Genomic DNA, 26,994 nt, shown 5'->3' with positions numbered 1-26,994 from the left:
AAGGTCACTCCGCCGCCGCAGGCGTCGTCAGGATGTCATCGACCGGCGGCGGCTCCCGGTTGGGCGCCACACTGGTGTCGGCCATCTTGGCCAGTTTCTCGCGGGCCGCCTCGGCCTCGCGCTGCCTGTTCCACATGCTGGCATAGAGGCCGCCCTGCGCGAGCAGTTTCGCGTGGGTGCCGCACTCGGCGATGCGGCCCTGGTCCAGCACGATGATCTCGTCGGCGCCGACGATGGTCGAAAGCCGGTGCGCGATCACCAGCGAGGTGCGGTTCTTCGCCACGCGGTCGAGCGCGCCTTGAATCTCGTGCTCGGTGTGGGTGTCGAGCGCCGAGGTCGCCTCGTCCAGCACCAGGATCGGCGGCGCTTTCAGCACGGTGCGCGCGATCGCGACGCGCTGCTTCTCGCCGCCCGACAGCTTCAGGCCGCGCTCGCCGACCTGGGTTTCATAACCCTTCGGCGCCATGCGGATGAAATGATCGATCTGCGCCAGCCGCGCCGCCTCCTCGACTTCGGCATCGCTGGCGTCCCAGCGGCCGTAGCGGATGTTGTAGCGGATGGTGTCGTTGAACAGCACGGTGTCCTGCGGCACCATGCCGATGGAGGCGCGCAAGCTCGTCTGCGTGACCTCGCGGATGTCCTGGTCGTCGATCAGGATCCTGCCGCCGGAGACGTCATACAGGCGGAACAGCAGCCGCGAGATGGTCGACTTGCCCGCGCCCGACGGGCCGACGATGGCGACGGTCTTGCCGGCCGGCACCTCGAAGCTGATGCCCTTGAGGATCGGACGCGTCGGCTCATAGGCAAAGCGCACGTCCTCGAAGCGCACGGTGCCGGCGGAGATGACCAGCGGCTTCGCGCCAGGCACATCCTTGATCTCGGCCTCGCGGCCCAGCACGTTGAACATCTTCTCGATGTCGATGATCGCCTGCTTGATCTCGCGATAGACCATGCCCATGAAGTTCAGGGGCTGGTAGAGCTGGATCATCATGGCGTTGACCAGCACGAAATCGCCGACGGTGTTGGTGCCGTTGCGCACGCCGATCGCGCACATCAGCATGGTCGCCGTCAGGCCCAGCGTGAAGATCACGGCCTGGCCGGTGTTGAGCACCGCGAGCGAAGTATAGGTACGGACGCTCGCCTCCTCGTAGCGCTCGACCGATTTGTCGTAGCGCTGCGCCTCGCGCGCCTCGGCGCTGAAATATTTGACGGTCTCGTAGTTGAGCAGCGAGTCGATCGCCTTGGTGTTCGCCTCGGTGTCGGAATCGTTCATCTTGCGGCGGATGCCGATCCGCCACTCGGTCGCGATGTAGGTGTAGTACATGTAGAGCGCGACGGTGATCAGGGTGGCGACCACGTAACGCCAGTCGAACTGCCAGAGCAACACCGCCAGCAGCAGCGAGACCTCGACGATGGTCGGGATCAGCTGCAGGATCACCATGCGCACGATGACCTCGATGCCCTCGCGGCCGCGCTCGAGCACGCGCGTCAGGCCGCCGGTCTTGCGTTCGAGGTGGAAGCGCAGCGACAGCTCGTGCATGTGGACGAAGGTGAGGGTCGCAAGCTTGCGCACCGCGTGCATGGCGACGCGTGCGAAAATACCGTCACGCCATTGCGTCAGCACCGCCATCAGGATGCGCATCGCGCCGTAGCTCGCCGTGAGGAGCAGTGGCGAGGCGATCACCCAGAGGTGCCAGTTGTCGGCCGCGACCGGCGCGGTATTGGCGCCGGTCAGCGCATCCGTCGCCCATTTGAAGCTGAACGGCACGGCCAGCGTGATCAGCTTGGCCGCGAGCAGCAGCACCAGCGACCAGACCACCCGCATCTTCAGATCTGCGCGATCGCCCGGCCAGATATAGGGCCACAGATGCGCCAGCGTGCCCATCAGCGTGGCCCGCTCGGGCGGGCCGCCGGCAGCATTGGGAACGTCGGCGCCGTCGAACGATTGAGGTTGGTCCATCAGAAACCTGAAAGCCCCGCCGGACGCGGGCGTCACTGCGATTTAGGATTTTCGCTTGTCATATAGAGCCTTCCCGCCCTCAGCGCACCCCGCCAGATGGCGAATCTTCGATTGTTTGTCGCTATTTACCGGTAGATTGCCGGGGGTATCGAATCACCTGAAGGACTTGACGCCTGTTCGCTGCAATGCATCATGGCACCAATGAGCACGATCAAAACCGTCTGTGTCTATTGCGGCTCCGGCCCTGGAACCAATCCCAACTTCATCGAAGCGGCGAAAGCCCTCGGCAAGGCGCTGGCGGACAACAAGATCCGCCTCGTCTACGGCGGTGGCTCGCTCGGATTGATGGGAGCAGTCGCAACCTCCGTGCTGGATCACGGCGGCACCGTTACCGGCATCATCCCCGACTTCCTCCGGATGCGCGAGAACGCGCTGACGCGCGTACAGGAGATGGTGGTCACGCCCGACATGCACGAACGCAAGCGGCTGATGTTCGAGCGCTCCGACGCTTTCGTCGCCTTGCCGGGAGGGCTTGGCACGCTCGAGGAGCTGGTCGAGCAGCTGACCTGGCAGCAACTCGGCCGTCACGCCAAGCCGGTGCTGCTCGCCAACATCGACAATTTCTGGGAGCCGCTGTTCTCCCTGGTGGCCCACATGCGCCAGACCGAGTTCATTCGCGCCGGTCTTACCGTCGACATCCTGAAGGCGGACAGGGTCGAGGAGATCGTCCCACGGCTGCGCGCGGCGGCTGCGCAGATTCCAGACAGCCAGCGCGATCTCGCTCCCGAAGTGGCGCGCAAGCTGTAGGCCCTACTCTGCCGGAAACGTCACCGCCTCGATCCGGTTGCCGTCGGGATCGGTGACGAACGCCGCGTAGTAGCGCACGCGGTCGTGCGGCCGGATACCGGGCGCGCCGTCGGAGCCACCGCCGGCGGACAACGCTGCGGCGTGAAACGCATCCACTTCGCTCGTCGTCTTCGCCCGCAGGCAGATGTGCACGCCGCTCTCAGGCGGCACACGCCGCATGCCTTCGCGCAAGTTGATCCAGAACTCCGGATAGGCCTTGCCAAAACCGACCGTCCGCGGCCGTGTGACGAGGCGCGCAAGGCCGAGCGCTGCGAGCGTCGCCTCGTAGAATTTTGCGGCGCGTTCGAGATCGCTGACCTCGATGGAGATGTGGTCGATCATTGGTTCGCTCCCCCTCTCTTCCCCGTCATTGCGAGGAGCGAAGCGACGAAGCAATCCAGACTGTTTCCGCGGAACGACTCTGGATTGCTTCGCTTCGCTCGCAATGACGACTGGTTACACCGCCGTCCCTTAAGCCGGCGCGCCCGATTTCACGAGCTTGTAGATCACCGAATCCATCAACGCCTGGAACGAGGCGTCGATGATGTTCGGGGAGACGCCGACCGTGGTCCAGCGGTCGCCGTTCTCGTCCTCGCTCTCGATCAGGACGCGCGTGACCGCGCCGGTGCCGCCGTTGAGGATACGGACGCGATAGTCGATCAGCGTCAGGCCCTCGATGTACTTCTGGTACTTGCCGAGATCCTTGCGCAGGGCGACGTCGAGCGCGTTGACGGGACCGTTGCCCTCGGCCGCCGAGATCAGGTGCTCGCCGGCGACGTCGACCTTGACCACCGCGAGCGCCACCGTGACGCGTTCCCCCAGCGCGTTGTAGCGTTGCTCGACATTGACGTCGAACTGCTCGACCTCGAAATAATGCGGCACCTTGCCGAGCGTGCGGCGTGCCAGGAGATCGAACGAAGCATTGGCGGACTCGTAGGCGTAGCCCGCCGCCTCGCGCGCCTTCAACTCCTCGATGAGGCGCGTCAGCTTCGGATCGCTCTTCTCGTAAGGGATGCCGGCGCGGTCGAGCTCGGCGATGACGTTGGAGCGGCCGGCCTGGTCGGACACCAGCACCTTGCGGTGATTACCGACCAGCTCCGGCAACACGTGCTCGTAGGTCTGCGGATCCTTCAGCACGGCGGAGGCATGGATGCCGGTCTTGGTGACGAAGGCGCTCTCGCCGACGTAAGGAGCATGCCGGTTCGGCACGCGGTTGAGCATGTCGTCGAGCGTGCGCGAGACCTTGACGAGCGTTGCGAGCTTCTCCGCGGTGACGCCGATCTCGAACGCGTCGGCAAAACCCTTCTTCAATTTCAGCGTCGGGATCAGCGAGCAGAGATTGGCATTGCCGCAGCGCTCGCCGAGACCGTTCAGCGTGCCCTGGATCTGGCGCGCACCGGCCCGCACGGCGGCCAGCGAATTGGCCACCGCCTGCTCGGTGTCGTTGTGGGCATGGATGCCGACGTGGTCGCCGGGAATGTGCTTCGTCACCTCGGTGACGATGACCTCGATCTCATCAGGCATGGTGCCGCCATTGGTGTCGCACAGCACCACCCAGCGCGCACCCGCCTCATAGGCCGCCTGGGCACAGGCCAGCGCGAAGCTCGGATCCTCCTTGTAGCCGTCGAAGAAATGCTCGCAATCGAGCATCACCTCGCGACCGGCGGCCTTCGCGGCGGCGACGCTGTCGCGGATCGAGGCGAGGTTCTCCTCCTTCGTCGTCTCCAGCGCGACGCGCACCTGATAGGCCGAGGCTTTTGCCACGAAGCAGATCGCGTCCGCCTTCGCCTCCAGCAGCCCGGCGACGCCGGGATCGTTGGAGACCGAGCGCCCGGCCCGCCGCGTCATGCCGAACGCAGTGAAACGCGCATGATCGAGCTTCGGCTTGGTCGCGAAGAATTCGCTGTCGAGTGGATTGGCGCCGGGATAGCCGCCCTCGACATAGTCGATGCCGAGGTCATCGAGCATCGCCGCGATGACCTGCTTGTCTTCAAGCGTGAAATCGACGCCGTTGGTCTGTGCCCCGTCGCGCAGCGTGGTGTCGAACAGATAAAGACGCTGCTTGCTCATTGCACCGCTCCGAGCGTCTTCTTCATCGTGGTGTTGGCGAGCCACTCGTCGTTCATGGTGACGCTGTTGCGCTGCTGGGCGGTGTAGCCGCGCTTGGCGAAGAAACCCTGCGCGGTGTCGCTGGCATCGACCGAGAGGCTCTTGGCGCCGCGGCTGCCCGCGAGTTTCTCCAGCGCATCCACCAGCAGGGTCGCAATGCCCTGCCCGACCACCGCCGGATGGACATAGAGCATGCGGATGTGATCGTTGCCGCGCAGCGAGGCGAAGCCGACCGGCGAGCCCTCGAGCGTCGCGATCAGCGTCAGGTCGGCCGCAAGCCGCTTGCCGAAGTCTTCGTCTTCGGCCGCCTCCATCCAGGCTTCCTGCTGAGCCTCGCTATAGTCGTCGCCGGTCAGCTCCTCGATGCTGGCGGCGAAGATCGCGGCGAGCACGGGGACGTCGTCAGGCAGGAAGGGCCGCAGGGCGGGCTTTGGCAAACTCTGTCCCATCGTCTTCACCACATCCCATAGAGCTTGAGCACCAGCGCCACGGCGCCGGCGAGCAGCGCGATCTTCAGCGCAATGTAATAGAGCCAGTGCCGCGGGAAAGGCGTGTCGGGCCGCTTCATCGCGCAACCTCCCAGGTCGTGCCTTCCTTGGAGTCCTTGATTGCAACTCCCATCGCGGCGAGCAGATCGCGGATACGGTCGGATTCCCTGAAATCCTTGCGGCTACGGGCGGCCGTCCGCTCCGCAATCAGGCGCTCGACTTCCGTGGCATCGACGCCGCTCGCCTGCTGCTTGCGCCCTTCCCACTGCGCAGCGCTCTCGGCCAGGAATCCGAGCAGCCGCAACGAGCCCGACAACGCAGCGGCATCGCTACGCAGGCCGTGCAGTGCCGCGATCACCTGTGGCGTGTTGAGGTCATCGAGCATTGGCTCGATCACGGACGCGGCCGGCTTGCCGGGCGCCACATCGGCGGCGACGCGATACCAGTCATCAAGCGTCTTGGCGCTCTCCTCCAGCGACTTCATGGTCCAGTCGATCGGCGAACGATACTGCGTCTTTAGCATGTTCAGCCGAAGCACCTCTCCCGGCCAGTCCGCCAGCAACTCATGGATGGTGATGAAGTTGCCGAGGCTCTTCGACATCTTCTCACCCTCGACCTGTAGGAAGCCGTTGTGCATCCAGGTGTTCGCCATGCGCTCGCGGTGGAAAGCGCAGCAGGTCTGCGCGACCTCGTTCTCGTGGTGCGGAAACACGAGATCGATGCCGCCACCATGGATGTCGAAATGCTCGCCGAGATGCTTCCAGGCCATGGCCGAGCACTCGATGTGCCAGCCTGGGCGGCCGTGCGCGGCGATGCCGGCCGGCGACGGCCATGACGGCTCGCCGGGCTTGGACGGCTTCCACAACACGAAGTCGGTGCTGTCCTTCTTGTAGGGCGCGACATCGACGCGGGCGCCGGCGATCATCTCATCCAGCGATCGGTTGGACAGCGCGCCGTAGCGCGGCAGCACCGAATTGGCCGCGTTCATCGCCTGCGGCGAGAACAGCACATGGTCCTCGGCGACGTAGGCAAAGCCACCGGCGACCAGCCTCTCGATGATCTCGCGCATCTCGCCGATGTGCTCGGTCGCACGCGGCTCGACGGTCGGCCGCAAGCAGCCAAGCGCATCGACGTCGGCATGAAACTGCTTGCCGGTCTGTTCGGTGACCTTGCGAATGGCCTCGTTCAGCGGCAGGCCGGGGAAATCCCGCGCGGCCCGGTCGTTGATCTTGTCGTCGACGTCGGTGATGTTGCGGACATATTTGACATGCGCCTCCCCGTAGAGATGGCGGAGCAGCCGAAACAGCACGTCGAACACGATCACCGGCCGCGCGTTGCCGATATGGGCGAAGTCATAGACGGTGGGTCCGCAGACATACATGCGGACGTTGTTCGCATCGAGCGGCACAAAGGTCCGCTTTTCCCGGCTCAGCGTATCGTAAAGACGCAATTCCATGACAACCCATCCCTCTCGGCCGGGCGTCCAAGGCTCTCAATGCATTTGAGAAAAGACGGCTCCAGCCAGCGAATCGCTAGCTCGTAATCTCGCGGCAAATGGCGCAGATGGCGAGGAGACCGTTCATGGGGCGACATATGGGCCACCACGGGCCCTGACGTCAAGGGCCGCGAAAATGCCGTTTTTGCCTCCGCACGGGGCGCGGTCTGCTCGGAGGGTTCATGATCTCCTAACCATTTGAGCCCATTCTGGAATTTGCGGTTCCCTGATTTTTTTGCTCCGGTATTTTCATGCGATCCCTGCTCGCGCTCATTTTCGGCGCCTCGCTCCTTGCAGCACCTTCCGCGCGCGCCGAGACCCGCGTCTTCATCATCGCCGACAAGTGCCCGGCCAAAGGCGAGACGTGCGGCGCCTCCGCCGCGCGCACCTATTGCCAGTCACGAGATTTTGCAAAGGCATCGAGCTATCGCCGGGTCGATCCCGACGAAATTACCGGCTCCGTCCCCAAAACCGGCACAAACTGCTCCCATGGCCATTGCGACGAATATGTCGCAATCACCTGCCAGCGCTGAATTCGCTCGAAGCTGGCGGACCTTAGGCCCAATCATTGGCCCCTGAAACGACGTGACGATGCCGCAGGAAGCGGCTATTGGAGGGCGCGCTTCGGCCCCCAAAGTCACTTGGAACATCACATTGGGCCGTGACCTCGCTAGAATGGCGGATATGCCTGAATTGTTGTCCCTGCCCCGTGCCCGCTTCCTCCTTGCCTGCACCGTGCTCCTGAGCGCGGCCGTGCTCGCCACCGGCGCTTTCGCGCAGGCCGGACCGCCCGGGCCGCCGCCTCAGCCCGGGCAGAACGGGCTCGGACCGAACCCGATGTGCGTGCGACTGGAAGGCCAGCTCGCTGCGCTCGATCGTGGCGGCGGCGGTGACCCCGCGCGCGAGGAGCAGATCCGCCGCTATCAGGATTCCCAGGCCAAGCAGCAGGCCGAGCTCGACCGCGTCACCATGCAGGCCAAGCGCATGGGCTGCGATTCCTCCGGCTTCTTCTCGCTGTTCAACGGCCAGTCGGCGCAATGCGGCCCGGTCAACACCCAGATCCAGCAGATGCGCGCCAATCTGGACCAGATCACCGGCAGTCTCGAGCGGCTGCGCGGCGGCGGTCCGGGCGGCTCCAGCCCGGAGCGCGACAACCAGCGCCGCTCGGTGCTGATGGCGCTGGCGCAGAACAATTGCGGCCCGCAATACGCCAATGCCGCGCAGTCACAAGGCGGCGGCAACTTCCTCACCAATCTGTTCGGCGGCGGCAACAACCCGAACAATCCGCAGGCCATGCCGCCCTCCGATCTCGGCCCGCAATCCGGCACCTTCCGCACCGTCTGCGTGCGCACCTGCGACGGCGCCTATTTCCCGATCTCCTTTGCCACCGTGCCGGCGCGCTTCCCTGACGATGAGAGGACCTGCAAGGCGCTGTGCCCGGCTGCCGAAGCCGTGCTCTACACCCATCGCAATCCCGGTGAGGACATGAACTCGGCGGTCTCCATCGGCGGCCAGCCCTACACCGCGCTGCCGACCGCCTTCAAATTCCGTAGCGAGTTCAACCCGTCCTGTTCTTGCAAGGCGGCGGGCCAGACCTGGGCGGATGCGCTGAAATCGGCCGACGACAAGGCCGCGGCCGAGCAGCAGGGCGACATCATCGTCACCGAAGAGAGCGCCAGGAAGATGCAGCAGCAGCGGCTCAACAAGGGCACGCCTGCGAACGCGAAAAAGGGCGCAGCTCCCGCGCCGACGACGGCGAATGCGCCGGCTGCGGCACCGCCGGCGGACACCGGCACGGCGACGGGCTCCGAGAACAAGCCGATCCGTTCAGTGGGCCCCACCTTCCTGCCGCAGCAGCAGAAGTAAGGTTTCCCTTCCCTTCGCCCCTTGTGGGAGAAGGTGGCGCGAAGCGCCGGATGAGGGGTTCTGTCCGGGCGCACATGTCCGCATGAGAGTACGCGGATAGACCCCCTCACCCAAGCGAGTCCGTTTCGACGGCGGTGCTGCCCTCTCCCGCAAGTGGCGAGGGCACAATCATGCACACCACGCTCGCGGCAGCGATGGCCAAACAGCACACTGCTCCGCTTACCCCTCGAACGCGTCGATCGATGCCCGGCTGCCGCGTGACACCAGTGTCACGTCCGGCGCTGGCACCCCCTCCCCTTTGTCGCGAAAGCGGTTGGTGATGGGATAGCGGCGGTCGCGACCGAAATTCCTGGCTGTCACCTTCACGCCGGGCGCGGCCTGGCGGCGCTTGTATTCGGCGACGTTGAGCAGATGATCGATGCGGGTGACGATCTCGCGGTCGAAGCCGGCGGCTATGATCTGCTCCAGCGGCTGCTCGCGCTCGACCAGGCGCTCCAGGATGGCGTCGAGCACGTCATAGGGCGGCAGCGAATCCTGGTCGGTCTGGTTCTCGCGCAGCTCCGCGGTCGGCGGCCGTGCGATGATGTCGGGCGGAATGATCTCACCGGCCGGGCCGAGCGCGCCTTCCGGCTTCCAGCCGTTGCGCAAGCTTGCCAGGCGAAACACCTGCGTCTTGTAAATGTCCTTGATCGGGTTGAAGCCGCCATTCATGTCGCCATAGAGCGTGGCATAGCCGACCGACATTTCCGACTTGTTGCCTGTGGTCACGACCATCAGGCCGGTCTTGTTGGAGATCGCCATCAGCAGCGTGCCGCGCGTGCGCGCCTGGAGATTTTCCTCGGTGATATCGGGCGGCAGATTCTTGAAGATGCCGGACAGGATGGTCTCGAAGCCGTTCACGGCCTCCGCGATCGGCAGCACCTCGTAGCGGATGCCGAGATGGCCGGCGAGCTCGCCGGCGTCGGCGATCGAATGTGACGCGGTGTAGCGATAAGGCAGCATCACGCCATGCACCTGGTCGGCACCGAGCGCGTCGACTGCGATGGCCGCGCACAGGGCGGAATCGATACCGCCGGAAATCCCGAGCAGCACGCCGGGAAAGCCGTTCTTGACGACGTAGTCGCGCAGGCCCAGCACGCAGGCAGCGTAGTCGGCCTTGTCGCCCTCGGGCAGTTCGGCGATCGGGCCCATGCAGCGCCAGTCGTCGCCGTTGCGGGTGAAGCGCAGCGTGACGATGCTCTCCTCGAACGCCGGCAATTGGGCCGCCAGCGACAAGTCGCCATTGAGCGCGAAGGAGGCGCCGTCGAACACCAGCTCGTCCTGGCCGCAAACCTGATTCAGATAGACCAGCGGCAGCCCGCTCTCGGTCACGCGCGCCACCGCAACCGACAGGCGCACGTCGTTCTTGTCGCGGGCGTAAGGCGAGCCGTTCGGCACGAGGATGATCTCGGCGCCGGTCTCGGCGAGCGTCTCGACCACGTTCTCGTAGTCCTCGGATTCTTCCAGCCAGATGTCCTCGCAGATCGGCACGCCGATGCGCACCCCGCGCACGGTGACCGGACCGGCGGCAGGTCCGCGCGAAAACAGCCGCTTCTCGTCGAACACGCCGTAATTCGGCAGGTTGCACTTGAACCGCAAGCTCGCGATGCGGCCGCCGTCGAGCAGCGCGCAGGCATTGTAGAGCCTGCCCTCCTCGACCCAGGGCGTGCCGACCAGCATCGCAGGCCCGCCATCGGCGGTCTCGCGCGCGATCTTTTCGATAGCCGCGCGGCAGGCGGCCTGGAAGGCCGGCTTCTGCACCAGATCCTCCGGCGGATAGCCGGCGATGAACAATTCCGGAAACAGCACGAGATCGGCGCCGTCAGCGGCAGCTCGCGCACGCGCCGCACGCACCTTCGCCGCGTTGCCTTCGACGTCGCCCATGGTCGGATTGAGCTGGGCGAGCGTGACCGCGAATGTGTCGAGACGTTCGGTCATGGCCGCTTTGTCCGATCCGTAGCTAGAGGAACCCCAATCGCTCGATGACGGCAATGATCCAGAACGCGCCCGTCATCAGCAGCGCAACGCCGACCGCGGCCGAGCCCATGTCCTTGACGCGGCCGATCTGCTTGTCGTGATCCATGGTCAGCCGGTCGGCGAGCTTTTCGATCGCGGTGTTGAGCAGCTCGACCGTCAGCACGAACGCGACAGAGCACACCAATTCGACCGCGCGCATCGCGGTCGCGCCGATGAACCAGGCAAGCGGCACCGACAGTAGGAGCGCAAAGATCTCCTCGCGGACGGCCTGCTCCGATTTGAACGCAAAGGCCAGACCGTTACGGGAATTGATCGTGGCCTTCCAGATCCGCAGCAAGGTTTCAGAGCCCCGCCGCGGCCGGAATCGGCTGGGCCTTGCCGGCGCGCTCCTGCTTGAGGAGCTCCGCGACAAGGAAAGCCATGTCGATGGATTGCTCGGCATTGAGACGGGGATCGCAGACCGTGTGGTAGCGGTCGTTGAGATCCTCGTCCGTGATCGCGCGGGCGCCGCCAAGACATTCGGTGACGTTCTGGCCGGTCATCTCCAGATGCACGCCGCCGGCATGGGTGCCTTCGGCGGCATGGATCGCGAAGAACGATTTCACCTCGGACAGGATGCGGTCGAAGGGGCGCGTCTTGTAGCCTGACGTCGAGGTGATCGTGTTGCCGTGCATGGGATCGCACGACCAGACCACCACCCGGCCCTCGCGCTTCACGGCGCGGATCATGTTCGGCAGGTGCTCGCCGATCTTGTCCGAGCCGAAGCGGCCGATCAGCGTCAGCCGGCCCGGCTCGTTGTCGGGATTGAGCACGTCGATCAGCTTCAGGAGCTCGTCCGGCTTGAGCGACGGGCCGCATTTGAGCCCGATCGGGTTCTTGATGCCGCGGAAATATTCGACATGGCCGTGATCGAGCTGGCGGGTGCGGTCGCCGATCCAGATCATGTGGCCGGAGGTCGCGTACCAGTCGCCGGTCGTGGAATCGACGCGGGTCATGGCCTGCTCGTAGCCGAGCAGCAGCGCCTCGTGACTGGTGTAGAAATCGGTGGCCCGCAGTTCGGGATGGCTCTCGAGATCGAGGCCGCAGGCGCGCATGAAGTTGAGCGCATCCGAGATGCGGTCGGCCAGTTCCTTGTAGCGGCGGGACTGCGGTGAGTCCTTGAGGAAGCCGAGCATCCATTGATGCACGCTGCCGAGATTGGCAAAGCCGCCGGTGGCGAAGGCGCGGAGCAGGTTCAGCGTCGCCGCCGACTGGCGATAGGCCATCAGCTGACGCTGCGGATCCGGCACGCGCGCTTCCTTGGTGAAGGCGATGTCGTTGACGATGTCGCCGCGATAGCTCGGCAGCTCGACGCCGTTCACCTTTTCGGTCGGCGATGACCGTGGCTTGGCGAACTGGCCGGCGATGCGGCCGACCTTCACCACCGGCACCGCGCCGGCATAGGTTAGCACGACCGCCATCTGCAGCAGGACGCGGAAGAAGTCGCGGATGTTGTTGGCGCCGTGCTCGGCAAAACTCTCGGCACAATCGCCGCCCTGGAGCAGGAAAGCCTCGCCCGCTGCAACCCGCGCCAGCGCCTTTTTCAGATTGCGCGCCTCGCCTGCGAACACCAGCGGCGGAAAGGTCGCAAGCTGCGCCTCGACGTCGGCCAAAGCCTTGGCGTCGGGATAGTCGGGCACCTGTAGCACCGGCTTGCTGCGCCAGGACTCGGGCGTCCACCGCTCGGACATCGCAATCTCTCCGTGAAGCAAAAAGCACAACCTGATCTAGGGGTTGCGAGGGCCGCCTTATACACAGGCTGGCTTCCGACCGCCAGTTGTAAATCCATTTCGCAGCGCAAACCCTTGCGGGAAAAGCTGAACTCGAATTTGCTCGGAGCAGGCAAAGAAACTGGCAGGATACTGACCGCCCATGGATGCGGCACTGGACGACGTTTTCATCGACGAGATCAGCTTCCCCGCGACCGACGGCTATGCGCTGACCGGCACCCTGTTCCTGCCGCGCGGCGCCAAGCGCCATGCCGTCCTGATCAATTCGGCGACCGCCGTGCCGCGCAAGATCTATCGGGGCTTTGCCTCCTACCTCGCCCGTCGCGGCTGCGCGGTGCTGACCTACGACTATCGCGGCATCGGCGACTCCCGGCTGCCGGCGATGGTCGGCTACAATCGGCCCAGATCGCTGGTCGGCTTCAAGGCCTCGATGTCCGACTGGGCCGAACTCGACGTCACCGCCGCGGTGAGCTGGATGCGTGAACGCTATAGCACCCTGCCGCTTGCCTATGTCGGACATTCCTTCGGCGGCCAGGCGCTCGGACTGATTGCGAACAACAGCGAGATCTCGCGCGCCGCGTTCGTGGCCTCGCAGGCTGCGACGTGGCGGTTGATGACCTCGCCGGAAAAGTACCGCGTCTTCGCGTTCATGAACCTCGTTGGCGTACCGCTCACGCACGCGCTCGGCTATGCTCCGGGCTGGGCCGGCGTCGGCGAGGATTTGCCCAAGGGCGTCTTCCTGCAATGGGCCGAATGGGTCTCGAGCCCGCGCTATCTGTTCGATTCAAGACTGCCGGCGCTGGAGAATTTCGCCAGGTTCAGGGGCGAGCTGCGCGCGCTGTGCTTCTCCGACGATCCCTGGGCCACGCGCCCCGCGGTCGAGCTGCTCGCGAGCGGTTTCTCCGCCATCGAGCCGGAGGTGCTCACGATCAAGCCGTCCGACGTCGGCGCCAAGGCGATCGGCCATTTCGGCTTCTTCCGCCCCGAGCACCGCGACACGCTGTGGCGCGGCGTGGCGGAATGGATTCAGGGCGAATGAGGCTGCGTCATCGGATGATCGTCGTCAGAGACGAGTAGCGCCGGTTCGCCTTGGCGTCACCCGGCGCGAATTGCGCGAAGGCGTCGCTGACGCGCACCGCCGGCGGCGTGTCGCTCGCGAACCGAAATTCCTTCGGCCGCGGCGCGTAGAAGCTGGCGCGATAATAGGCGTCGTCGAAGCGCGTCTCGCCGACCCCGAACAATGCGTCGCAGACGAACAGGAGCGCGTAGACTCCCGCGACCGCTGCGATGATCTCCCTGAGAATTGACATGCCGATGCCCTGCCCTGTTGCGGGCAGGATGCAGACCGGTTCCAAAATCGAAGTTTAAGGCTGCGCGGTTCTTGTCCGCTGGGTTTGCCGCCGCTGAACGGATTGCAGACGATTTTAGCGATCCGGAGGCCTAACGCCCGCTGCAGGCGGCGTCTTTACTGCTGCGCGCTCAGAAGGCAGGCCGCAAGTTCGGTCCGGTTGTGCACGCCGAACCGGCGGCACAAATTGGCGACGTGCTCCTTCACGGTCTGGTCGGATATCCCCATTTCGCGGGCAATCTCCTTGTTGGTCTGGCCGCGGCAAACCCTGATGGCGACATCAGCCGAGCGCGGCGGCAGCGATGCCGACAGCGTCCCGGCCGCCCCGGGATGACAGCTCGGGCTACGGTGGGTTTCAATCTCGCCCGCATTCAACATGTTGGTCAGCGCCAGCGAGCCGGCGCGGCATAGCATCTCCATGCGCAGTCGTGCGCGCGGCGTATAGGGTGCGCCCGTCTGCGTCGTCGCAGTGAAGAGCACGCCGATGATCTTCTGGCCACACCACAGTGGCCCGCCCATATTGTAGGCGAAGCCCCATTCGTGCAGCATCTCGAACGTCGGGCTATGTCGCCAATGCTGCGGGCCGATCACGGTTTCGCCGTCGACCGCGCAGCCGCGGGTCATGATGCAGTCGAGCACCGGGTCGTGCTTCCAGAAGCCGGCCTTGTAATTGTCGAGCAGGCCGTCGGCGACGTAGCGGCTGTAGACCAGGGCGGGCTCGAGCCCGTCGAGCAGGTAGAGGCCGACAGTCGGCGAGCCCGTGAGTTCGGTGATTGCTGAGCAACAGGCCACGCCAAGCGCACGCACCGAACGGCTCTCGGCGATCGACATCAAACGATCCGCCAGCCGGCCTTCGTGCAGACCGTCCAACTGCTCCTGCTTGGCCCTCACCGCCACTCCTCGCGCGACGTGCGCCCATTAGGATTTGTTATAGGCTTAAAATTTCTTCTTCGCCTGTTCTCCGGTCAAGCGAAAAGAAGCGGCAGAGCCGTGCTTCTCCGGCTCAGCTTTGCGGCACAGCAGCAACGGCGATCCCCCCATGATGGGGGATTGCCGGTCTGCCCACTTCATCCCTAGCATTCGGCCATCGTGAACCGCGTGACGACATCACGTGGTTCCGACGGGGTCACGTCGCCATCGCGAACTGCCTGCTCACCCGCGCGCCAACAGCCTTGGCACGCGACGGCGGAGCTTTGCCGACGGACGCCGTCCCCGCCGATCCCGATCCTCCCCGTCGATCGTACGGCGGAGCAACAGCTTGACGTGGAGATACCGACCATGAGCCTTTCCATGCAACGCGCCGCCAGGCCCTCCACGACGCCATCAGTGGCCGAGTTCCACGCGCGCCTTGAGGCCGTGCTGCCGTTGGTGGAGTCCCGCGCGGCCGAGGCCGAGGCACAGGGCTATCTCACCGACGACGTCGTTGCCGCGCTTCGCAAAGCCGGCATCTACACGATGCTGTTTCCCCGCGAGGTCGGTGGCGCCGAACTTCTGCCCTACGACGCGATGACCGTGATCGAGCGCCTTGCCTACATGCGTCCGCCGGATGGTGTGCGATCGGCAACAATATGGAAGGCACGACGCTCGCCATCTACGTCGAGGACGAGGGCATCAAGAAGGTCTTCGCAAAAGGCGCCGACATCACCATCGCCGGCAACGGCGTCCCGCGGGGCTTCGCCCGTCCGGTCGATGGCGGCTACATGATCCGCGGCAACTGGGCCTATGGCAGCGGCATCCAGCACGCCGAATGGGTCCATTCCGGCTGCTTCGTCACCGACGCCTCCGGCAAGGACATGGTGTTCGGTCCCAACGGACAGCCCAAGATCGTCGTCACCCACCATCCGCGGGCGACCATCAAGCTGATGGGCAATTGGGACGTGCTCGGCCTGCGCGCCACCGGAAGCTTCGACTACACGCTCAGCGAGGGCGACGAGCTGTTCGTGCCTGCACACATGACCTACGATTTCGACATCGGCGCGCCGCGTCGCGGCGGCGTGCAGGGCGCGCTGGGGCTCGCGGGCTATAGCGCCTGGGCGCACTCGAGTTGGGCGGTCGGCGTAGGCCGCCGCATGCTCGACGAACTCGTGAAGGTCATCATCCCGCGCCAGGATCCCTTCGGCAAGTCGTGCGAGAGCGCCAGCTTCAAGTTCCAGTTCGCGCAGGCCGAGGCTCGTTTTCGCGCGGCACGTGCGCTGGTGCACGAAACCTGGAAGGAGGTCTCCGAGACCTGCGCCGGCGGCGAAAGTCCCTCGCTGGCGCAAATGACAATGATCAAGCTGTCGCTGCGGCACATCCACGACGTCCTGTCCGACGTCTCGACCTTCGCGCACCGGGCAGCCCGAGGTGCCTCGCTGCACAACACACCGATGCAGCGCTTCTATCGCGACATCCACTCAGGCACCCAGCACATCCTGATGGCCGACCAGATCGTCGAGGAATGCGGCCGTGCACTGCTCGGCCTTCCCGGGCCCGGCGCGCAATGGACGGTGTTCGGGGTGACTGGCTGAGCGCGCAGGAGGTCAGCGTGAACAGACCCCGCATCGTTGGCTTCTGCGGCAGCAGCTGGCGCCCCGCAAAGTCGCGCGTGCTTGTTGAAGCCGTTGCGGCCGATCTCCTGGCACAACACGCGCTCAAGAGCGACATCCTCGACCTCGTCGATGCCGGCCTGGGCATCGCCGCGTTTACCCGCAACGGGCTCGACGAGCGCGCGCGCGACCTCGTCGAGGCGATCGAGCATGCCGATGGCCTGGTGATCGGTTGCCCGGTGTTCCAGGGCTCGTATCCCGGCCTGTTCAAGCATGTCTTTGACCTGATGAAGCCCGGCGTGCTGCGCAATCGCCCGGTGCTGCTGACGGCGGTCGGCGGCGGACTGCGCCACTCGCTGGTGGTCGAGCATCAGCTCCGTCCGTTGTTCGGGTTCTTCGAGGCCTGCACGGTGTCGACCGCGATTTATGCGAGCAGCGACGAACTGGCGCCGGGCGCCCCCTTGGCGCCGATGATTGCCGCTCGCCTTGCCAACGCCGTGGAGCAGTTCGCAGCGCTTGTCGGCAACCGCCGGGTCAAGGCCGCATGACTCCTATTCCGCTGCGGTGCCCAGACAGGCTGCCTTCAACCGGAGACAACCATCATGCTTGAGACCGTGAAACCCTCGCCCGACCTCCCCGGCTTTGCTCGCGCGGAATACGACATCAACGGCGTGCGCACCGTCGTTCAAACCATCGGAAGTGGCCCCCCGCTGGTGTTCCTGCACGGGACCGGAACGTTTACCGGATTTGAGATGGCGCGCGACTGGGCGAAGCGGCACACCGTCATCGTTCCCTATCAGGCCGGTTTCGGCGACTCCGGCGATGCGGTCTGGATCGATACGATCGAGGATCATGTCCTCCAGACCACGGACTTGCTCGACAAGCTGGGACTGGCGACGTTCGATCTTGCCGGATTTTCGCTCGGCGGATGGCTCGCCGCCGAGTTCGCCATCCGCCAGCCGCATCGCGTCCGCAAGCTGGTGCTGGTCGCGCCCGCCGGCCTCGTGGTTGCGAGCGCGCCGGCCCCCGGCCTGTTCGAGATCGCGCCACAGGATTTGCCGGCCTATCTCGCGCACGATCCGTCAAACGCGCTCCGTTACTTTCCCAAGGCGCCAGATGCTGCGTTCGACGCCCGCCTCGGGCGCGAAGTGACGGGCTTCGCCAAGCTGATCCGCAGCGATCCGCAGGGCAATCCAAAGCTCGCGCACTGGCTGCACCGGATCACGATGCCGACGCTGGTCTTGTGGGGCGCCGCGGATCGCCTGCGCCCAACGGCGCAGGCCGAGGCCTGGAAGGCCGGGCTGCCCCACGCGCGCGTGACGCTGGTGCCGGACACGGGACATCTGGTGTTCGAGGAAACGCCCTCCGCCGCGCATCACGTCACCGATTTTCTAGCCGAATAGCTCAGACAGAAGGACACCACCATGATCGAGATGCCTCCGGGCGTAACCCCCGCCAAAGACGGCTTTGGCAACATCGTCTGGAACATTCTGGGCCAGACCTACACGCTGAAGCAGCACTCCGAGGCGTCGATGGCTTGGCATGCCGTTTTCCCCGACGGCACCTTCGTGCCGCCGCACGTTCATCCGACCCAGGACGAATTCGTCTACGTATTGAGCGGCCGTTACGATCTCTGGCTTGACGGGAAGGACTTGGTGGCGACCGCCGGGGACCTCGTGCGCATGCCCAAAGGCATTCCCCACGGCATCTTCAACAAGTCCGGCGAAACCGCGACCAGCCTGTTCTGGGTCGCGCCGACGCGATCGCTCAAGGAGCTGTTCGAGCGCATCCACAACCTGCCCGATCCGCAGGAAGTCGTTCGGCGTGCCGCCGAGCACGAGGTCAATTTCCTGCCGCCCCCGGCCTGATGCTCGTCTCCCGCCGAAAGTTCAAACCGCGAGGATCGATCATGACGATCTCCTGGACCACCATTTCCGAGAGCGACCGCCTACGGATTGCCGTCTGGCAAAAGTGCATGCTGGCACTCGCCATCTTCTGCGAGATATTCCTCGCGGCCGACTGGTACGCCTTCGCGGCCGTGCTGCCTTTCGTCTCCGAGAGCCTGAAACTCAATCCCGCCGAGGCCGGTCTGGCGCAGGGTATCTTCGCATTGACTTATGGCATCGGGATGATGGTGTGGTCACCGGTGAGCCGCTCGATGACGGCGCGCAACATGCTGCTGATCGGACTTGCCGGCACCGGTCTCGGGATGATGCTTCAGGTGTTCGTCCAGACCTACACCCAGCTTGTGCTGCTGCGGCTCCTGATCGGCTTCTTCGATGCCGCCATTTTCATCGGCAACATGAAGCTGATCTTCGGCTGGTTTCCGCAGAGCCGGCGCGGGTCGGTGGTCGGGGTCATCCTTGCGGCCTACAGCCTCGCCATCACCCTGGATTTCGCACTCGGCATTCCCCTGACCATTGCGACCGGATGGCGGACCTTCTTCGCAGTACTGGCGGTCGGCACCCTGATCGTCGCTGCGATTGACGCGCTCGTCGTTCGCAATAGCCCGAGCGAGATTGGTATCGTCGACTTCACCTGGGGGAACGAGACGCCTCAGAAGCACCTGCCGCTTGGCGAAATCTTCCGCTCGAAATGGATCGCAGTTGGTGGCTTCGGCATCGTGGCCTGCACCTTCGCAATCGCCGGCACCGCGACCTGGGTGGTGCCCGCCTTTATCGCCGTGCAGCACATGCCGCCGGAAGCCGGCGCCGTGATCGGCACCGTGATGGGGCTCTCGCAGGTCCTTTTCCTGGTGATCGGCGGCTACATGTCCGACCGGCTCGGCAAGCCGTTCATGATCAAGCTCACCGCGGGGCTCGCCTTCCTGACCGCCCTGATGTTCCTCTGGAGCGTCGTTACGCCGATGCCGTTCGGTGTACTGGTGCTGTTCGCGGCCCTCAGCGGCGTCGCGCTGCTCGGCGGCGGCGCGATCTTCGCGCTGCTCAGCGAAAAATACTCCGACGCGCTCGCACCGGCGGCGATCGGCTATGCGGAGGTGTTCGGCATCTTGTCGGCTTTCGTGGCGCCCTGGATGATGGTAGCCATCGTCAACGCCTCTTCCGGCGCGTTCACCGAGGCTTTCGTCGCCTTCGCGGTGGTCGAGTTGATCATCGTCGGCCTTGTGCTGATCCTCGCCCGCGAAGACCTCAAGCAGGGTGCGGTCGTCGGCAGCCCAGCGGAATGAATACGCTCTCCACAGAGCGGAGGCGACGGCATCCCGCGAGATCTGCGGAAAGAAACCATGAACGGACGCCGGCCACCTCACCTCAGACGGCTGGATGGTCGTTCAAAGCAAACATCACCTGCGCATCGGCGGCTTGTGATTCCTCGAGACCGGCTACAAGACGACGTTCGGCGAGGCTCCGCCGATATGGTGGCGGGGCCGCCGCCTCAAGGCGCGGCCCCATTCGCAGGCTCAGCCGTGGCCGGACTCCTTGCGATGGCCGCTCTCGCTGAGGCGGTCGACCCAGGCGATGCCGATCGCCGAGATGATGAAGGTCATGTGGATCAGGACCTGCCACATCACGCCGCTCTCGGTGAAATTGCTGCGGTTGGTGCCGAGATTACCGGCCTCGATGAAGGTCCTGAGCAGCGAGATCGAGGAAATGCCGATGATCGCCATCGCGAGCTTGATCTTGAGCACGCTGGCGTTGACGTGACTGAGCCATTCCGGCTCGTCCGGATGCCCGCTCAGGTTCAGGCGGGAGACGAAGGTCTCGTAGCCGCCGACGATCACCATCACCAGCAGATTCGAGATCATCACGACGTCGATCAGCCCGAGCACGACCAACATGATCTGCTGCTCGCTGGCATCGAACGAGTGCACGACCAGGTGCCAGAGCTCCTTCAGGAACAACAGCACATAGACGGCCTGCGCGACGATGAGGCCGATATAGAGCGGCAATTGCAGCCAGCGCGAGCCGAAGATCAGTTTCGGAAACAGGCCGATCGGCGGCCTTGGCGCCGCCAGCGCCGAAGGTGCCTTGGGTTCAGACGTCATGGATCGCTCCGGATTGCAGACAGGAATGCGCTTCAGAGACTCGCGATGACAGGCGCGAGCTCGAGCGAGCCCCGATAGATCATCTCGAAGGCGACGTAAATGATGATGGCGAGGCCGACATAGGCGACCCAGCGCTGCTTCTGGAGCACGCGGCCGAGCAGATCGGCGGCGACACCCATCATCGCGACTGACAGCAACAGGCCGAAGGCGAGGATGTAGGGATGCTCGCGCGCGGCGCCCGCCACCGCGAGGACGTTGTCGAGGGACATCGAGACGTCGGCCGCGACGATCTGCGCCGCCGCCTGGCCGAAGGTCTTTCGCTGCACCGGCGCAGCATCCGCGCCGCCGCCGTGGCTGAACGCGAGCTGCTCCGAATGCGTCGCCTGCTCGCGCAGCTCGCGCCACATCTTCCAGCACACCCAGAGCAGCAGCACGCCGCCGGCGAGCAGCAGGCCGATGACCTGCAGGAGCTGGGTCGCGACGCCGGCGAAGGCGATGCGCAGCGCAGTGGCCGCGGCGATGCCGACGATGATGGCGCGGCGCCGCTGTCCGGCCGGCAGGCCCGCCGCGGCGAGGCCGATGACGACGGCGTTGTCGCCGGCGAGCACGAGATCGATCAGGACGACTTGAAACAGCGCGGTCAGCGCCTCGGCGGTGATGAATTCAGTCATGTTTGATCATTCTTCGATGTCGACGGATCGAGCCAGTGCGGCTTGCGGCGTTCGATCCAGTCGAAGACCTTGGATCGGGAGGAGCGCAGCGCAGGTACGTCCTCGGCGAGCAGCGCGAGGCCGAGCGGCAGCATCCAGACGCCGAGCAGCGGCAGGAAGGACAGCACACCGCCGGCGACCAGCAGCGTGCCCGAGGGGATCCTGACCCAGCGGCTGGACGGCCTGAGCAGATAGGTGAAGGTATCGCCCATGCGCGGCGGCAGGCGGTCGACGAGCTTGGCCATGCGCGGATCTCCACCGGCGACCTCGCCGGTGGTGCCCTCGGCTTCCATGGTGCGCTGGTCCAAAACTGTGCTCATGCTTGCTCCTTCAGGGCGGCCTGCAGCTCGGCGCCCGCTGCATTCGGCACGATGGGCTTCGCGCGCGGCAGCACCAGCGTCAGCAGACGCAACAACTTGATCGCCTGGACTTCGTGGGGATGTACGTCCTCATCTGCGGCAGCAACGCGCTCCGACAGCTCCATCAGATGAGACGAGAGCGGCAGATTCGAAACCGGCCGCAGCGTGTCGATCACGACGTTGGCAAAATCCGGCTCCTCGAGCCGTTCGGCGAGTTCATCGAACATCGCAGAGAGCCGTTCGTCCGAAATGTGCGGCGCCAGCCTGCGATCCCTGATGAAACGGATCACCTCGTCACGCTCGACCGGAGAAACACGCCGGTCGGCAACCGCAACCAGCGCGCCCACAATCACCAGCGCGACCGCGGCCTGCTCGTTCAGGCTGGACGGCTCCGTGATCTCGATCGGATTAGAGGTTTTGGCGTCAGACATCGTAGCTCCCTTAACTTGCGAAATGGCCGCACGGAGCTGCGATCGGACGAAGAGTCGGAGAGAACGAACAAAGGCCCGACGATCGGCCGATCCATCGCATTCGCGCGGGACAGGTCATCCGACATCACGAGGTTTGCCGACATCGTCGGCGTCCTCGCCAGAGGGGCCCGGATTCTTGTTCTGGTTAGAGATAAAGGTGGCTCTGTCGGAATCAAGGCAGCATGCGTGCGACCAGCCGCCGCATCGGTTCCATTGTGACGAACCGCGTCCCGGATGCGCTGCAGCGCTCTTCGCGTTGCGGGCGCAGAGTCGGGACCGGAAGGAAATGCGCTCCGCCTATCGTGGAACGGCAGACGACATCGCAACCGTGTCATGATGAATCGGTACATTGCCCCTCTCGGGAACGAGCGTCTGCGCCGTCATAGCGCCCGCGCAAGCTTCGGCAGCGAGAATGTCGTCCTTGAATCCGATGAGCGCGGAGAAGCGCATGAATCGCACCACATTCTGCACCGGCTGCGGCCATGCGCTTGTCCCGATGCTGACACCCAAAGGCCGCGCGGAACCGAGCTGCCTCTGGTGCGAAGGCATCGATGTCCGCGCGCTGGACATGGCGAAGTGGGCGGATAGCCCGTTCGGCAAGCCCGAGCGGACCGTCCGCCACCCGTTCGAATGAACGGCTTCAGACGCTGAGCCGCCGGCATTTGCCTGTCGTCGCGACCTGCAGGGCTGCCGACAAATTGGACAAGACACGTCGCTCCACTCAACTCGCGGGCTGGGCGAAAAGGTCGGGCCCGTTGGCGAACCCGCCGTCTAACCTCAGGTGCAATCAAGCTTTTCCTTCGCGCCGCGTGCGGGCGGCGAGCCTGCCCGCGCAGCACGCGCCGACTGGCCCAGAATTCGCAAGACAGCAGCAGGCCCCATTCCCTGCCCGCCCACGATAGAGAGCGGCAAGTTGCGTGCGCCCGGCTCCGGAATGGACGGCCCCAGATCGGAGAATGCCATGAACGTGCATGCTGCCGGAGATCTCAAAATCACTGGCCTCACCCATCCGAACGGCGCGCGATTGCGCCTCAACGACCGCAATTTCGTGGCGATCGATCGCGACCGGGATGCGAAGTTCGAGGCAACGTACCGGCCGCAGGCCCTCTACAACCGCGCCAATGAAGGCTTTCACGCCAACAACGAGAGCTTCCTGCTGCACGAGGTCGCGACCAATCTGCCGATCTACCGGCCCGACACCGGGCCCACCGATTTCCATCTTCATCTTCCGCCGGGCGGCTTTCAGCTCGTGCTGGTCACCTCGGGCGCGTTCACCTTCGACTATGACGGCCGCTGGTACAATGTCGGCCCGGGCGCGGTGATGTTGCAAAGCGCGATCGTGCATCGCCAGCTGTTCTACACCTGGTCGGGTCTGTCGACCGAAGAGAATTTGAAGACGCCGCAGACGGTGGTGCCCGATCCGATCTCGATGGGCTATTCCGGCAAATTCCTCGAAGCCTTCATCACCGATCCCACCACCTTTCCGAATCCGACCATTGTCGGTCCGGATCAGATCAACGAGGACGAAACGCCGCGCGTGGCCTGGAGCCATCCGCTGCATGACCGGCCGGCCGATGCCGGCTTCTGGCTTCAGGATCCCCTGGCGCTCGACGCACTGTTTAAGCCGCTCACCGACGGTTCTGTCAGATCGGCGATGCCGGTTTACCTGCGCGATATCGGCATCGAAATTCCGAGCGGGCATCTCGTCACGGGCCACATCATCGCGACCGACCCGCGTGGCCACGCACTCTTGCCGAAGAGCACGTCTGCCGCGGGGGACGCGACCTGTTTTGCGAAGGGCGAGGTCGTGATCTATCGCGTCATTCGCGGCACGGCCGAGTTCAAGAGAAGGACCGGCGAGAGCTTCGAGCTGTCAGCCGGCGACGTGGTGACGGCGGGCAGGGATTCCATCAGCCTCACGGCTGTCGGCGAAAACACCCAGGTGCTGCGGCTCGGCCTGCTCAAGGGCATGAACGAGCTGCGCAGCTGGACGCCGACGCAGCGCGACGAGATCGACGGCCTCGCCGGTCAGATCATCACGCACAAGGATGTCCGTCCCCTGCGCACCGAAGGCAAGCCGGTCGGGTATCTGTACGGGTAGGCGCGCATCTCGTTGCGGCCATCCTTCGAGACGCCCGCCTGCGGCGGGCCCTCAGAATGAGGTCGTGTATTGCGGCGAAATCTCAGACCCTCATGGTGAGGACCCGCCACAGCGGGCGTCTCGAACCGTGCAGGCCCGGGCTCGTCCGACAACCTCTCCCCTACTCCGCCGCCTGCCGCACATGGCGTGCGGTCGGCGTGCGCATCGTGACGAGCTCTTCGGCCGCGGTCGGATGCAGCGCGATGGTCGCATCGAAATCGGCCTTGGTCGCCTTCATCTTCACCGCGATCGCGACAGCTTGCGTAATCTCGGCGGCGGCATCGCCGACGATGTGGCAGCCGAGCACGCGGTCGGATGAGCCGTCGACCACGAGCTTCATCAGCACGCGGGTGTCGCGGCCCGACATCGTCGCCTTGATGGGGCGGAACGTCGTCTTGTAGATGTCGACGTGGCTGAATTGCGCGCGCGCCTCGGTCTCCGTCAGACCAACCGTGCCGACCTCCGGCTGCGAGAACACGGCGGTCGGGATGTTGGCGTGATCGACCGTGACCTCGCGCTTGCCGAACACGGTGTCGGCAAAAGCATGGCCCTCGCGGATCGCCACCGGCGTCAGGTTGAAGCGGTGGGTGACGTCGCCGATCGCATAGATGCTGTCGACCGAGCTCCTGGAGAAATGATCGACCGCGATGCCGCCATTGCTCGGGTTGATGGCGACGCCGGCTTTCTCCAGCCCGAGATTGGCAACGTTGGGATGGCGGCCGATGGCGAACATCACCTGGTCGGAGCCAATGCTCGATCCGTTCGACAGATGGGTGGTGAAGCTCTCGCCGTGGCGATCGACCCTGGTCACCGTGCAGCCGGTGAGAATGGTGATGCCCTGCTTCTCCATCTCGCTGCGCACATGCGTGCGCACGTCCTCGTCGAAGCCGCGCAAGATATTGTCGCCGCGATAGATCACGGTGACGTCGGAGCCGAAGCCGGCGAAGATGCCGGCAAATTCCAGCGCGATGTAACCGCCGCCCTGGATCACGATCCGCTTCGGCAGTCTCGCAAGGTGGAACGCCTCGTTGGAGGAGATCACGTGCTCGATGCCGGGAATCGCGGCGCCGTGGTTGGGAGCCCCGCCGGTGGCGATCAGGATGTACCTTGCGGTGATCCTCTTGTCGTTCTCGAGCAGGCGGACGGTGTGCTTGTCTTCGATCACCGCGCGGCTCTTGACGATCTGCGCGCCCGACTTCTCGACATTCGTCGTGTAGGCCGCCTCCAGCCGCGCGATCTCCTTGTCCTTGTTGGCGATCAGTGTGGGCCAGTCGAAGCTGGCCGGAGGAACGGTCCAGCCGAAACCCGCGGCGTCCTCGAGGTCCTGACGAAAATGCGAGCCGATCACGAACAGCTTCTTCGGCACACAGCCGCGGATCACGCAGGTGCCGCCCATGCGGTACTCTTCCGCGATCATCACGCGGGCGCCGTGTCCGGCCGCGATGCGGGCGGCGCGCACGCCGCCCGAACCACCACCGATGACGAAGAGGTCGACGTCGAATTCAGCCATGGTCCACTCCGCCACCCCTTCAACAATCTCTGATCAAATAGGATCGATCAGATCTCCTTGCCACGCTTGCGCATCTCGGCACGGAAGGCGCCCATCACGGTCTCGGAGAAGTTCTGGGCCCAGGAGTTCATGAAGGCCATGCTGAGACCGATGGCGCGCGGCTCGGCCTCGATCAGCTTCTTGCCGAGCGGCGACCTGTAGAAGGTGACGAGATCCTTCAGCTCCTGTTCGGTGAATTCGCTGGCATAAATCTGGGCCATGCCTTCGCCGATCTCGTTCTGGCGGCCGTTGAGCTGCTGGGCCACGATCGAGGCGACCTCGTTGAGATCCTTCTGGTAGTTGAGGTTCTGCTGGATCAGCGCAATCTTGGTCTTCTCGACGACGCCGGGCACGGCACCGGCATACATCGCAGTGGCGTTCTTGATCTGCAGGATCTCCCTGGCCGCCGCGATCGCGGCTGGCGATGCCTTCGGCTGGGCCGGTGCGGCGGCAGCCTTGGGCTGGGCGGGCTGCTGGGCGACGGCCGGGGCGGCCGAGACGGCCAGTCCCACAGCGAGAGTCGCGGCCGGCAAGAATTTCAACACGTTCTTCATTCCTGGTCTCCTTTCGGCTTCCGCCGTTCAATCACGCGAATTCCTTCGCCGCCCGCCAGAACGGCCGAGCTGGCCAAGCCGATGAACAAACCATGCTCGACCACCCCGGGGATGGCGCTCAACGCCTTGGCGAGACCGGGGGGATTCACAATACGTCCGAGCTGGGCATCGACGATCCAGTGGCCACCATCGGTGACGAAAACGTGGCCGCCTTTGTCCTTGCGGACCGCCATTTGCCCGGAAACGCCGCATTCGGCAAATGCCTTTTCGATCGCCCGGCGCGTCGCACCAAGCCCGAACGGGATGACCTCGACCGGCAGCGGAAACTTGCCGAGCGTCGGCACCCACTTGGTGTCGTCGGCAATCACGATCATGCGATCCGAGGCGGCCGCCACGATCTTCTCGCGCAGCAGCGCGCCGCCGCCGCCCTTGATCAGATTGAGCTCGGGATCGATCTCGTCGGCACCGTCCACGGTGATGTCGAGACGGTCGATCTCATCGAGTGTCGTCAGCGGGACGCCGCAACGTTCCGCATCAGCGCGCGTGGCTTCGGACGTCGGCACGCCGACCACCTTGAGCCCGGCGGCGACGCGCTCGCCGAGCAGCTCCACGAAATGCTTGGCTGTCGAGCCGGTGCCGAGCCCGAGCTGCATGCCGTCGCGCACCTCCTCGAGGGCGCGCGCAGCAGCCTGCCGCTTCAACTGGTCCATGTTCACGTGTGCGCCCGCCCTGAATTCGGAGGATGAGCCGCCGATCGCGGCCGCTTTCGGCGGCCTATGTAGCCTCG

28 protein-coding genes and 1 pseudogene are annotated in these 26,994 nt (G+C 64.9%); 12 read left to right on the top strand and 17 right to left on the bottom strand.

Going from position 1 to position 26,994, the window contains the following annotated elements; genetic code table 11:
• Positions 1-4: 4 nt before the first annotated feature.
• Positions 5-1,960 (bottom strand): ABCB family ABC transporter ATP-binding protein/permease, encoded by a 1,956-nt coding sequence (locus EHH60_RS06610; protein WP_124158657.1) that lies wholly within the window; start codon positions 1,958-1,960, stop codon positions 5-7.
• A gap of 201 nt (positions 1,961-2,161) precedes the next feature.
• Here EHH60_RS06610 and EHH60_RS06605 point away from each other — a divergent pair, with 201 nt between their 5' ends.
• Entirely contained in the window at positions 2,162-2,767 is a 606-nt protein-coding gene (locus EHH60_RS06605; protein ID WP_199751328.1) for an LOG family protein, read from the top strand.
• 3 nt (positions 2,768-2,770) lie between these two features.
• Here the strand turns inward: EHH60_RS06605 and EHH60_RS06600 are convergent, their stop codons facing one another.
• The 4 genes from EHH60_RS06600 to cysS all read right to left on the bottom strand — a co-directional run bounded on the left by EHH60_RS06600 (position 2,771) and on the right by cysS (position 6,859).
• On the bottom strand, positions 2,771-3,148 hold the full coding sequence (locus EHH60_RS06600; RefSeq protein ID WP_124158655.1) for a VOC family protein: 378 nt from the start codon (positions 3,146-3,148) through the stop codon (positions 2,771-2,773).
• Positions 3,149-3,277: 129 nt separating this feature from the next.
• The gene (cimA, locus tag EHH60_RS06595) at positions 3,278-4,876 is read right to left on the bottom strand and encodes a citramalate synthase (RefSeq protein WP_124158654.1); all 1,599 of its coding nucleotides are present in this window, start codon (positions 4,874-4,876) and stop codon (positions 3,278-3,280) included.
• Positions 4,873-5,364 carry a GNAT family N-acetyltransferase gene (locus tag EHH60_RS06590; RefSeq protein WP_199751327.1) on the bottom strand — a complete coding sequence of 164 codons (492 nt, stop codon included), beginning with the start codon at positions 5,362-5,364 and terminating at the stop codon, positions 4,873-4,875. Before EHH60_RS06590 ends, cimA begins: the two co-directional genes overlap by 4 nt.
• Positions 5,365-5,479: 115 nt before the next feature.
• Complete coding sequence (gene cysS / locus EHH60_RS06585) at positions 5,480-6,859, bottom strand: cysteine--tRNA ligase (RefSeq protein ID WP_124158652.1); 1,380 nt, start codon at positions 6,857-6,859, stop codon at positions 5,480-5,482.
• Positions 6,860-7,149: 290 nt separating this feature from the next.
• Here cysS and EHH60_RS06580 point away from each other — a divergent pair, with 290 nt between their 5' ends.
• Both EHH60_RS06580 and EHH60_RS06575 read left to right on the top strand, forming a co-directional pair.
• Complete coding sequence (locus tag EHH60_RS06580) at positions 7,150-7,431, top strand: hypothetical protein (protein WP_124158651.1); 282 nt, start codon at positions 7,150-7,152, stop codon at positions 7,429-7,431.
• A gap of 142 nt (positions 7,432-7,573) precedes the next feature.
• On the top strand, positions 7,574-8,764 hold the full coding sequence (locus EHH60_RS06575; protein WP_124158650.1) for a DUF2865 domain-containing protein: 1,191 nt from the start codon (positions 7,574-7,576) through the stop codon (positions 8,762-8,764).
• A gap of 219 nt (positions 8,765-8,983) precedes the next feature.
• On the opposite strand, the gene EHH60_RS06570 is transcribed toward EHH60_RS06575, so the two are convergent.
• From EHH60_RS06570 to EHH60_RS06560, 3 genes are read right to left on the bottom strand one after another with little or no spacing between them, the layout of a single operon-like run.
• A complete protein-coding gene (locus tag EHH60_RS06570) occupies positions 8,984-10,741 on the bottom strand; it encodes an NAD+ synthase (RefSeq protein WP_124158649.1) in 1,758 nt (585 codons plus the stop codon).
• A 22-nt stretch (positions 10,742-10,763) separates the two neighbouring features.
• Complete coding sequence (locus EHH60_RS06565) at positions 10,764-11,117, bottom strand: diacylglycerol kinase (RefSeq protein WP_124158648.1); 354 nt, start codon at positions 11,115-11,117, stop codon at positions 10,764-10,766.
• 4 nt (positions 11,118-11,121) lie between these two features.
• On the bottom strand, positions 11,122-12,510 hold the full coding sequence (locus EHH60_RS06560; protein ID WP_124158647.1) for a class II 3-deoxy-7-phosphoheptulonate synthase: 1,389 nt from the start codon (positions 12,508-12,510) through the stop codon (positions 11,122-11,124).
• Positions 12,511-12,691: 181 nt separating this feature from the next.
• Here EHH60_RS06560 and EHH60_RS06555 point away from each other — a divergent pair, with 181 nt between their 5' ends.
• Complete coding sequence (locus EHH60_RS06555) at positions 12,692-13,588, top strand: alpha/beta hydrolase family protein (RefSeq protein ID WP_124158646.1); 897 nt, start codon at positions 12,692-12,694, stop codon at positions 13,586-13,588.
• Positions 13,589-13,595: 7 nt separating this feature from the next.
• Here the strand turns inward: EHH60_RS06555 and EHH60_RS06550 are convergent, their stop codons facing one another.
• Both EHH60_RS06550 and EHH60_RS06545 read right to left on the bottom strand, forming a co-directional pair.
• Positions 13,596-13,859, bottom strand: coding sequence for a hypothetical protein (locus EHH60_RS06550; RefSeq protein ID WP_124158645.1), 264 nt, complete (start codon positions 13,857-13,859; stop codon positions 13,596-13,598).
• A gap of 155 nt (positions 13,860-14,014) precedes the next feature.
• Positions 14,015-14,788 (bottom strand): LuxR C-terminal-related transcriptional regulator, encoded by a 774-nt coding sequence (locus EHH60_RS06545; RefSeq protein WP_124158644.1) that lies wholly within the window; start codon positions 14,786-14,788, stop codon positions 14,015-14,017.
• A 387-nt stretch (positions 14,789-15,175) separates the two neighbouring features.
• On the opposite strand from EHH60_RS06545, the pseudogene EHH60_RS37960 reads away from it, so the two are divergent.
• The 6 genes and pseudogenes from EHH60_RS37960 to EHH60_RS06520 form a co-directional block, all read left to right on the top strand.
• Positions 15,176-15,382, top strand: a pseudogene (locus EHH60_RS37960) (acyl-CoA dehydrogenase family protein); the annotation flags it as partial.
• Between the two features lie 83 nt (positions 15,383-15,465).
• The gene (locus EHH60_RS06540; RefSeq protein WP_245454421.1) at positions 15,466-16,404 is read left to right on the top strand and encodes an acyl-CoA dehydrogenase family protein; all 939 of its coding nucleotides are present in this window, start codon (positions 15,466-15,468) and stop codon (positions 16,402-16,404) included.
• 17 nt (positions 16,405-16,421) lie between these two features.
• Positions 16,422-16,970 carry an NAD(P)H-dependent oxidoreductase gene (locus EHH60_RS06535; RefSeq protein ID WP_245454420.1) on the top strand — a complete coding sequence of 183 codons (549 nt, stop codon included), beginning with the start codon at positions 16,422-16,424 and terminating at the stop codon, positions 16,968-16,970.
• 54 nt (positions 16,971-17,024) lie between these two features.
• Positions 17,025-17,825, top strand: a complete 801-nt coding sequence (locus tag EHH60_RS06530) for an alpha/beta fold hydrolase (protein WP_124158643.1) — start codon at positions 17,025-17,027, stop codon at positions 17,823-17,825.
• Positions 17,826-17,846: 21 nt separating this feature from the next.
• Positions 17,847-18,290: a cupin domain-containing protein gene (locus EHH60_RS06525; RefSeq protein WP_035701455.1), complete on the top strand. Its 444-nt coding sequence runs from the start codon at positions 17,847-17,849 to the stop codon at positions 18,288-18,290.
• A 41-nt stretch (positions 18,291-18,331) separates the two neighbouring features.
• Positions 18,332-19,609 carry an MFS transporter gene (locus tag EHH60_RS06520; protein ID WP_245454419.1) on the top strand — a complete coding sequence of 426 codons (1,278 nt, stop codon included), beginning with the start codon at positions 18,332-18,334 and terminating at the stop codon, positions 19,607-19,609.
• Positions 19,610-19,840: 231 nt separating this feature from the next.
• Here EHH60_RS06520 and EHH60_RS06515 read toward each other — a convergent pair whose 3' ends face one another.
• Genes EHH60_RS06515 through EHH60_RS06500 form a run of 4 tightly spaced genes read right to left on the bottom strand, consistent with a single transcriptional unit; the run spans position 19,841 to position 21,925 of the window.
• Entirely contained in the window at positions 19,841-20,425 is a 585-nt protein-coding gene (locus tag EHH60_RS06515; protein ID WP_124158642.1) for a TIGR00645 family protein, read from the bottom strand.
• A gap of 32 nt (positions 20,426-20,457) precedes the next feature.
• The gene (locus tag EHH60_RS06510) at positions 20,458-21,096 is read right to left on the bottom strand and encodes a TerC family protein (protein WP_124158641.1); all 639 of its coding nucleotides are present in this window, start codon (positions 21,094-21,096) and stop codon (positions 20,458-20,460) included.
• The gene (locus EHH60_RS06505; protein WP_124158640.1) at positions 21,093-21,455 is read right to left on the bottom strand and encodes a hypothetical protein; all 363 of its coding nucleotides are present in this window, start codon (positions 21,453-21,455) and stop codon (positions 21,093-21,095) included. The genes EHH60_RS06510 and EHH60_RS06505 overlap by 4 nt, the downstream gene beginning before the upstream one ends.
• On the bottom strand, positions 21,452-21,925 hold the full coding sequence (locus tag EHH60_RS06500) for a TerB family tellurite resistance protein (RefSeq protein WP_124158639.1): 474 nt from the start codon (positions 21,923-21,925) through the stop codon (positions 21,452-21,454). The genes EHH60_RS06505 and EHH60_RS06500 overlap by 4 nt, the downstream gene beginning before the upstream one ends.
• Positions 21,926-22,412: 487 nt before the next feature.
• On the opposite strand from EHH60_RS06500, the gene EHH60_RS06495 reads away from it, so the two are divergent.
• Positions 22,413-22,598 (top strand): hypothetical protein, encoded by a 186-nt coding sequence (locus tag EHH60_RS06495; protein WP_124158638.1) that lies wholly within the window; start codon positions 22,413-22,415, stop codon positions 22,596-22,598.
• Positions 22,599-22,925: 327 nt separating this feature from the next.
• Positions 22,926-24,065, top strand: a complete 1,140-nt coding sequence (locus EHH60_RS06490) for a hypothetical protein (RefSeq protein ID WP_124158637.1) — start codon at positions 22,926-22,928, stop codon at positions 24,063-24,065.
• 160 nt (positions 24,066-24,225) lie between these two features.
• Here EHH60_RS06490 and gor read toward each other — a convergent pair whose 3' ends face one another.
• Genes gor through rpiA form a run of 3 tightly spaced genes read right to left on the bottom strand, consistent with a single transcriptional unit; the run spans position 24,226 to position 26,923 of the window.
• Complete coding sequence (gor, locus tag EHH60_RS06485) at positions 24,226-25,614, bottom strand: glutathione-disulfide reductase (RefSeq protein ID WP_124158636.1); 1,389 nt, start codon at positions 25,612-25,614, stop codon at positions 24,226-24,228.
• Between the two features lie 47 nt (positions 25,615-25,661).
• Positions 25,662-26,207 carry a DUF2059 domain-containing protein gene (locus tag EHH60_RS06480; RefSeq protein ID WP_124158635.1) on the bottom strand — a complete coding sequence of 182 codons (546 nt, stop codon included), beginning with the start codon at positions 26,205-26,207 and terminating at the stop codon, positions 25,662-25,664.
• Complete coding sequence (gene rpiA, locus EHH60_RS06475; protein ID WP_124159061.1) at positions 26,204-26,923, bottom strand: ribose-5-phosphate isomerase RpiA; 720 nt, start codon at positions 26,921-26,923, stop codon at positions 26,204-26,206. Before rpiA ends, EHH60_RS06480 begins: the two co-directional genes overlap by 4 nt.
• Positions 26,924-26,994: the final 71 nt, after the last annotated feature.

Origin of the sequence: Bradyrhizobium sp. RP6 (assembly GCF_003837805.1) — a bacterium.
Lineage (GTDB): Bacteria > Pseudomonadota > Alphaproteobacteria > Rhizobiales > Xanthobacteraceae > Bradyrhizobium.
This window is presented reverse-complemented; position numbering and strand designations above follow the sequence as displayed.

Bases quoted from the DNA above. Each gene is read 5' to 3' on its own strand.
- EHH60_RS06610 (WP_124158657.1), bottom strand. From the start codon at position 1,960: ATGGACCAACCTCAATCGTTCGACGGCGCCGACGTTCCCAATGCTGCC.
- EHH60_RS06605 (WP_199751328.1), top strand. From the start codon at position 2,162: ATGAGCACGATCAAAACCGTCTGTGTCTATTGCGGCTCCGGCCCTGGA.
- EHH60_RS06600 (WP_124158655.1), bottom strand. From the start codon at position 3,148: ATGATCGACCACATCTCCATCGAGGTCAGCGATCTCGAACGCGCCGCA.
- cimA (WP_124158654.1), bottom strand. From the start codon at position 4,876: ATGAGCAAGCAGCGTCTTTATCTGTTCGACACCACGCTGCGCGACGGG.
- EHH60_RS06590 (WP_199751327.1), bottom strand. From the start codon at position 5,364: ATGGGACAGAGTTTGCCAAAGCCCGCCCTGCGGCCCTTCCTGCCTGAC.
- cysS (WP_124158652.1), bottom strand. From the start codon at position 6,859: ATGGAATTGCGTCTTTACGATACGCTGAGCCGGGAAAAGCGGACCTTT.
- EHH60_RS06580 (WP_124158651.1), top strand. From the start codon at position 7,150: ATGCGATCCCTGCTCGCGCTCATTTTCGGCGCCTCGCTCCTTGCAGCA.
- EHH60_RS06575 (WP_124158650.1), top strand. From the start codon at position 7,574: ATGGCGGATATGCCTGAATTGTTGTCCCTGCCCCGTGCCCGCTTCCTC.
- EHH60_RS06570 (WP_124158649.1), bottom strand. From the start codon at position 10,741: ATGACCGAACGTCTCGACACATTCGCGGTCACGCTCGCCCAGCTCAAT.
- EHH60_RS06560 (WP_124158647.1), bottom strand. From the start codon at position 12,510: ATGTCCGAGCGGTGGACGCCCGAGTCCTGGCGCAGCAAGCCGGTGCTA.
- EHH60_RS06555 (WP_124158646.1), top strand. From the start codon at position 12,692: ATGGATGCGGCACTGGACGACGTTTTCATCGACGAGATCAGCTTCCCC.
- EHH60_RS06550 (WP_124158645.1), bottom strand. From the start codon at position 13,859: ATGTCAATTCTCAGGGAGATCATCGCAGCGGTCGCGGGAGTCTACGCG.
- EHH60_RS06540 (WP_245454421.1), top strand. From the start codon at position 15,466: ATGGAAGGCACGACGCTCGCCATCTACGTCGAGGACGAGGGCATCAAG.
- EHH60_RS06530 (WP_124158643.1), top strand. From the start codon at position 17,025: ATGCTTGAGACCGTGAAACCCTCGCCCGACCTCCCCGGCTTTGCTCGC.
- EHH60_RS06525 (WP_035701455.1), top strand. From the start codon at position 17,847: ATGATCGAGATGCCTCCGGGCGTAACCCCCGCCAAAGACGGCTTTGGC.
- EHH60_RS06520 (WP_245454419.1), top strand. From the start codon at position 18,332: ATGACGATCTCCTGGACCACCATTTCCGAGAGCGACCGCCTACGGATT.
- EHH60_RS06515 (WP_124158642.1), bottom strand. From the start codon at position 20,425: ATGACGTCTGAACCCAAGGCACCTTCGGCGCTGGCGGCGCCAAGGCCG.
- EHH60_RS06510 (WP_124158641.1), bottom strand. From the start codon at position 21,096: ATGACTGAATTCATCACCGCCGAGGCGCTGACCGCGCTGTTTCAAGTC.
- EHH60_RS06505 (WP_124158640.1), bottom strand. From the start codon at position 21,455: ATGAGCACAGTTTTGGACCAGCGCACCATGGAAGCCGAGGGCACCACC.
- EHH60_RS06500 (WP_124158639.1), bottom strand. From the start codon at position 21,925: ATGTCTGACGCCAAAACCTCTAATCCGATCGAGATCACGGAGCCGTCC.
- EHH60_RS06495 (WP_124158638.1), top strand. From the start codon at position 22,413: ATGAATCGCACCACATTCTGCACCGGCTGCGGCCATGCGCTTGTCCCG.
- EHH60_RS06490 (WP_124158637.1), top strand. From the start codon at position 22,926: ATGAACGTGCATGCTGCCGGAGATCTCAAAATCACTGGCCTCACCCAT.
- gor (WP_124158636.1), bottom strand. From the start codon at position 25,614: ATGGCTGAATTCGACGTCGACCTCTTCGTCATCGGTGGTGGTTCGGGC.
- EHH60_RS06480 (WP_124158635.1), bottom strand. From the start codon at position 26,207: ATGAAGAACGTGTTGAAATTCTTGCCGGCCGCGACTCTCGCTGTGGGA.